Annotated in this window: 8 protein-coding genes and 1 pseudogene; 3 read left to right on the top strand and 6 right to left on the bottom strand. The window is 43.5% G+C overall.

The window, feature by feature from the left end:
* Nucleotides 1–841 (top strand): HDOD domain-containing protein (locus A9E74_RS13235; RefSeq protein ID WP_069297074.1); only part of this gene is annotated, 841 nt, incomplete at its 5' end.
* Here the strand turns inward: A9E74_RS13235 and A9E74_RS13230 are convergent.
* Nucleotides 838–1,370, bottom strand: a pseudogene (locus A9E74_RS13230) (gamma carbonic anhydrase family protein). The gene A9E74_RS13235 and the pseudogene A9E74_RS13230 overlap by 4 nt on opposite strands.
* A gap of 174 nt (nt 1,371–1,544) precedes the next feature.
* Between A9E74_RS13230 and A9E74_RS13225 the strand changes: the two are divergent.
* Nucleotides 1,545–2,099: a hypothetical protein gene (locus A9E74_RS13225; protein WP_069297073.1), complete on the top strand. Its 555-nt coding sequence runs from the start codon at nt 1,545–1,547 to the stop codon at nt 2,097–2,099.
* 6 nt (nt 2,100–2,105) lie between these two features.
* Here the strand turns inward: A9E74_RS13225 and A9E74_RS13220 are convergent, their stop codons facing one another.
* The 3 genes from A9E74_RS13220 to A9E74_RS13210 all read right to left on the bottom strand — a co-directional run bounded on the left by A9E74_RS13220 (nt 2,106) and on the right by A9E74_RS13210 (nt 4,287).
* Entirely contained in the window at nt 2,106–2,531 is a 426-nt protein-coding gene (locus A9E74_RS13220) for an MAPEG family protein (RefSeq protein WP_069297072.1), read from the bottom strand.
* 101 nt (nt 2,532–2,632) lie between these two features.
* On the bottom strand, nt 2,633–3,580 hold the full coding sequence (locus A9E74_RS13215; RefSeq protein WP_069297071.1) for a trypsin: 948 nt from the start codon (nt 3,578–3,580) through the stop codon (nt 2,633–2,635).
* Between the two features lie 269 nt (nt 3,581–3,849).
* The gene (locus A9E74_RS13210; protein ID WP_069297070.1) at nt 3,850–4,287 is read right to left on the bottom strand and encodes a DUF3617 domain-containing protein; all 438 of its coding nucleotides are present in this window, start codon (nt 4,285–4,287) and stop codon (nt 3,850–3,852) included.
* A 138-nt stretch (nt 4,288–4,425) separates the two neighbouring features.
* Here A9E74_RS13210 and A9E74_RS13205 point away from each other — a divergent pair, with 138 nt between their 5' ends.
* Entirely contained in the window at nt 4,426–4,731 is a 306-nt protein-coding gene (locus A9E74_RS13205) for an MGMT family protein (RefSeq protein ID WP_069297069.1), read from the top strand.
* Nucleotides 4,732–4,752: 21 nt separating this feature from the next.
* Here A9E74_RS13205 and A9E74_RS13200 read toward each other — a convergent pair whose 3' ends face one another.
* Both A9E74_RS13200 and A9E74_RS13195 read right to left on the bottom strand, forming a co-directional pair.
* Nucleotides 4,753–5,250, bottom strand: a complete 498-nt coding sequence (locus A9E74_RS13200; protein ID WP_069297068.1) for a tetratricopeptide repeat protein — start codon at nt 5,248–5,250, stop codon at nt 4,753–4,755.
* 189 nt (nt 5,251–5,439) lie between these two features.
* Nucleotides 5,440–5,898: NlpC/P60 family protein (locus A9E74_RS13195; protein WP_245652174.1), on the bottom strand; the 459-nt coding region annotated here is incomplete at its 5' end.

The following is a 5,898-nucleotide window of genomic DNA, read 5'->3' as shown; positions in this document are numbered from 1 at the left end:
AGAAGATAATCAGCACGCAGAACCGGAACTGGAAGATCTATTAAATCAGGCAATTGCAGAGGGCTTTGTAGAGGTTCCTGTTCTTCCTGAAGTAGCAAATAGAGCTTTTATGCTGGCAAATGATAAAGAATCTGATGCTAGTCAAATGGCACAGTTGATTCAAAGTGATCCGTCACTCGCTGGCCATGTGATGCGCATTGCCAACTCGGTGGCTTATACCCCGATGGCAAATCTGACCTCACTACAACAAGCCATTGCCCGACTGGGTATGACAACTATCAGTGAAATCGCCATTAGCGCCGTACTCAATGCGAAATTATTTAATACCCCGGGCTATGAGGAGTATGCAGCTGACATCTGGCAGCAGGCGTTGGCGACATCATTGTGGGCTAAGGAAATTGCCAGCCATTGCAATGTGAACGTCGAAGTCGCTTTTCTGGCGGGATTGATTCATTCAATTGGTCGCCCAGCGGTGCTGCAAACGCTGATTGATGTTGCTGCGCAACGAACTTTGCCTTTGAGTGATGAAATTGTTCATCAGCTGGAAGATAAATATTGGCTGACCGTTTCGCAGATGATCGTTATTCGCTGGCGTATGCCGGCTTTGGTCATTGAGACAATTCAGCATCTTGAAACGCCGTCGACTGATAAGGAAGCTGGTCAATTGGCAGCAGTTGTAAATATGGCCAGGTATGCTGCTGATGCGATGCTGAAGGATGAGTTGGCGGATAATTTTCCTCAGTCATGCATCGAGATTGTTGAATTCGAATCAACAGATATTCAGAAACTATTAACTAAGAAGGAGCCGATCAGCGAACGTCTTAAACAACTGGCGGCTTAGTCATCGTTATTCAGATATTCGTTTTTTAACTTCACATAATTCTGGCAGGCATAGTGAAAATGACTCAGTTCGGCCTCAGTTAGCGGTCGAACTTGTTTACTGGTGAGCCGAGATACAGATAACCGGATTCGAGTTTTTTCCCTGGTGGCACCAATGATCCTGCACCGATAACCACTTTGTCTTCTACTACAACACCATCCAAAATGGTCGACGACATACCCACCAACACCTGGTTACCAATCGTGCAGCCATGTAACATCACCATATGACCCACCGTGACATCATTACCGATGGTTAAAGGATGGCCTTCAGGATTAAACTCACTGGCATGCGTGATATGCAAGCATGAATTATCCTGAATGCTGGTGCGTGCACCAATGCGGATTTGATGCATATCACCACGAATGGATACTAGCGGCCAGACCGAGCTATCATCACCGATTTCGACATCACCAATAATAACAGCACTGTCATCGACCCAAACCCGTTCGCCTAATTTGGGTTGTTTACCTCGAAAAGTTCGTATCACTGCATTTCTCACTGTTAAGTGTTATGAAAATTCTATTTCAAACCCTATGCGATTGTCTGCTGATAAAAAATGGAGCTTATAGATTCAATCGAAAAAGCTTGGGTGATGTCTTTGCTTTTATCTGAAAAAGCCTATGATTCACGATAACTGGATTATCAAAACTAGGAGTCGGATATGGCAAGCAGTTTAGCGTTACATCGCGGTTTGGTGGTATCTATCGATGACCCATTACAACAAGGACGCGTACTAGTCCAAACAATTACCACCGGTGAACAATTATGGGCCAAGGTAAATAATCTTCCGCTGGGTGCTGTGGAAATAAAAGCTATTCATTCGATAGGTGATGAAGTGATGTATTTAGCAGATGATTCAAAGATTGACGCGCTGCTGATACATCGGAAAAAGTCAGCGACATTCGATGCCGAACAGCAGAATAGTTCATTAAAAATTGCCTTAAATGCCGAAACTGAGATCACACTCGCATTGGAGAATAATTCGTTAACTTTTGTCACCAGCTTTGGGCAACAAGTGACTTTCACCGCAGATGGTGGAATCAGTATTTCAGCTAGCAAAATATCGCTGCAAGCCAATCGATTAAGTTTGGCGGCATCTAATCTAAAAGTAGATACACCATTGACTGATGTTTCCGGTGTTTTGAAATGTGACACGCTTATTGCCAATAGTGTGGTTTCTACGAAGTACAGTCCTGGCGAAGGCAATATTAACTAAGTGAATTTAGCTAAACAGTTCAAACCCACATAGCAGTAATAAGGCTACATTAGCCAGCAGGCCAATCATAAAAAACACGGTTCTTGGACTGGGATTTTTTTCGGTAGCAATGGCGTAATACAAAGCCATATGCATAATTCGGGCAATGGCAAAAATCCAGATAAACACGCCGGTCCATAATGCATTAGTGCCGATTAAAATAGCCATAAAGGTGGTGCCCAACATCAGTGGCAAATTTTCCAATGAGTTCATAAAAGTGCGGTGAGCTCTGAACACAAACGAATCATGACTAAGATTTTCAGCAATCTTGCCAGGTATGGCACCGGCTTGTGAGGCTTTGGTTTTACTGGCAATAAACCATTGCACCAGTAAGGTCAGCAAGATGAAAAACAAGCCGGAAAAAGTCAGCTGATAGATATTTGCGAGTGTCATTTTTTACTCTCTTTACGGTAAGTTTAGTGATAGCTTAGCATTGATTTTTGGCGCAAGGCTTTAAGCTTAATAGCCTGCAAGATATTGTCTAGTTGGCAATGTCACTCTGACAACATATGGATATCTGCGCCTTCAAGTCGCGCCCGAGTAAATAAGGCTTGAGCTTCCACGGTATCCAAGCGAACCCCAAAGGCGGCATAAGGAAAATCCATCAGCGGAGCACGATTTTCGTTAAAAAAAGGCCATTGTTTATTTTTACGATAGAAGGTTTCGACAAAGCTGGTCAGAGCGATTACGCCTTGCTGGCCATTTTGCAGATTAACGATCCACGGCCCGCCGGAATCTCCTCGAGTTGGCATCGGTAACTCAAATTGATAGCGCTCATTTTGCACCCGACTTACTGCTAGCAATGCTGAGGGGGAGCTTATCATCGCGTGTTTAGCTAAAAACTGGGCACGAAATTGCAGGTGTAATAGTGGATCGAGTTGTTCATAAAATTGTGGGACAAACTGATAAAAGTCTTCTTCAGCGGATAACAGCGGTTTGACGGCGCAACGTGGATTCTCAATCTGATGATCATCAATACCACGACCATAGCCGCATAACAAAGCTTGAGAAGCACTTAGCGAATTAACGACAGGAATCGCCTCAATGCCTTCGGGTGCATCACCATCAAATATCAAAACAGCCAGATCGGCAGCGAGATTGTTTTCAACATCATTAAACCGATTATAAAGTGCAGCACGTATAGCCGGAACGGGTCTACCTAAAAAGATTTTGACCACGGGAGTTCGGGTAATCGGGTTTATTTTTGAATCACGTAAACAATGGGAAACAGTTAAAACAGTGAGGGGGTGAGTGCCAACCACAACCGAACTACATTCATCATGTTCAGTCACCTGAGTGTTGGTGCCGCCGTACCATTTGAGTTGCTCAACATGAAGTTGGCCTGTTGAAACCTGCTCAATGGGCATAGGTTCACCATGGATAACGCCGTGAACTGGCATCATGAAAATGCAGCCAAACAATATCGACAGTAAACGCCACATCAAACCACCTCCCTGAAACCGGAAAGTTGGAATTCAACCAGCTATAGCAAAAGGCATTTGTTTTAGCAAAAAGTTCAATGGGTTGAGTGATTTTAATACGAAGAGGAAACGACGGAAGAGTTTATTTAAGCTATCGATAATGGCCTGTTAAATAGTTTGCCATGCGGATAATAAAACACCCCATTTCAAGCAGATTGTGTTGAAAATGGGGTGTTTGTCCTGACAATAAAATCAGAATGGCTAAAACATTCGTTTTATTTATCTATAGCTTAAGGTGAACATTCACCAACTCGTTCACCTTGATAGTCGGTCTTCATGACCATCGGGCCGAGCGGCGTATTCATATCGCTGCTCATTTTGCCGTCGAGACGATTTCCATGGAAGGTGGCATAGCCTTTAAACAACGTTGTCATGCCTTCCATGTTGCAGGACGCGGCATAATCAACCCGGTCACGTTTGATATCAGCCTGTGTCACATTACAACTTTTCGGAATATTCAACACATCGATGCCTTTATCCAGTTGTGCCTGTGTCAGACATTCCTGATTACTGTTCTTTTGCGGTGGCATATTCATCGGGCCCTCAATGGTCGTACTGCTGGTGTATGCCCAAAGTCCGGGTTGCAAATTAGGCTTCTCTGCCAAAGCGTTGCTGCTAAACAGCACGACACTGACAAAAAACATGGATGAACGAAAAACATTTAGCATGATTAATATTCCTTAACGTAGTGCGGAGACTGGCGTAGCTGTCAGTGTGATGAAACTTGTCGTTGAGTTCAATAGACAACAGCTCAATGAGAAAGATTTTAAGCTTGCAGTTAAACGATAGAGAGTGAGAAAAGTCATTTGAATCAGTTAACACTTAACGAAATTATCTGGCAGGTGGTGGCATTAATTCCTGAGGGAAAAGTCGCGACCTACGGTCAAATTGCCATACTTTGTGGCTATCCAAGTCATGCGCGTTACGTGGGCACGACATTAAAACAACTTCCCGATGATTCTGAATTGCCTTGGCATCGGGTGATTAATGCCAAAGGTGAAATTGCTTTTCCGGTCGGCAGTGCAGCTTTTCAACGGCAAAAAAGCTTACTGCAAACAGAAGGGATTGAATTTAATGGCAATAAAATCAATCTGTCGAAGTATCGTTGGTAATTAACGATTTTGGGTTGGTGATTATTGCTTGTTTTGCCATTGTTTAATAGATTGTTCGGCCTGATTAATTTCGGCTTCAGTCATTTTTTTGATTAAAACGGCTTTGATATGTTGAAGATCTTCAACACCATTTTGTTCAGCTAAAGACCACCACATATAAGCCATTTGGTAATCCTGCATCACTGCTAAACCTTGGTAATACATATTGCCAAGATTACTTTGTGCTTCGGCATAACCTTGGTTGGCAGCAAGCTGCATCCATCTAATCGATTCAGTGTGATTTTGTTCAACACCCTGGCCAAGTTTGTACATGATGGCAAGGTTAAATTGGGCAGGTGCATAGTGATTGTCGGCAGCGTGACGAAACCATTTTGCTGCTTGCTGATAATCCTGTTCAACGCTTTGACCGTTGAGATAGAGAAAACCTAGAGTGTTTTGTGCAATTGCATTGCCCTTGCCGGCAGCACTTTTACATTTTTCCAGATACTCTTGTTGAGACAATGCTGCAGTTTTGGTCACAGTTGTTTTCCGCTGATAATGAGTGATCGCATATAAAGCCGTTTAAACCAGTTGAAATTTTCGGCTATCGAATGCGAAATCGTGCTTATGATATCAGCAACCAGTAGTTAGCGAAGCTATCTCAACGACGTACTGTGACCGCCTGCCAGAAGTTTCGAGACCAATAAGTGTTTTTTAAACTGGAAATCATTACCCCGCGAGTGTGGAAGCATGTAAAAATTTGTGATCTTCCACATAAATACCGACATGTCGCCCATTACGAAAGAACACCAGATCGCCGGATTGTAGTTGAGCTCGATTAATCGGTTGACCCACTCTTAATTGCTGATCGGTGGTTCGAGGTAAATCCACGCTAAACAATTCGCGGAAGGTGATTTGCACAAAAGCGGAACAATCAATCCCAGAACGACTCACTCCACCAAGGCGATAAGGTGTGCCTTGCCAAGCTTCATGTTGTTGATAAAGCAGCAGCATGGCCTGGATTTCATCGTAATAAAAAGCTTCAACTGTCGGTTTGGGGAGCTGGGCACGGTCTGTTGTAGTAGTCTGAACTGGCGGAGTTGTACTACAGCCCGTCATGACGGCCAGCAATGACAACAATAAAAAAACGCCAGTGTGGCGTAATAAAAAATAAACGATATGTTTCAG

It is taken from the genome of Methylophaga muralis (assembly GCF_001720165.1).
Taxonomy (GTDB): domain Bacteria; phylum Pseudomonadota; class Gammaproteobacteria; order Nitrosococcales; family Methylophagaceae; genus Methylophaga; species Methylophaga muralis.
The sequence above is the reverse complement of the archived record's forward strand: the minus strand, read 5'-3'. Positions and strand labels throughout refer to the sequence as shown.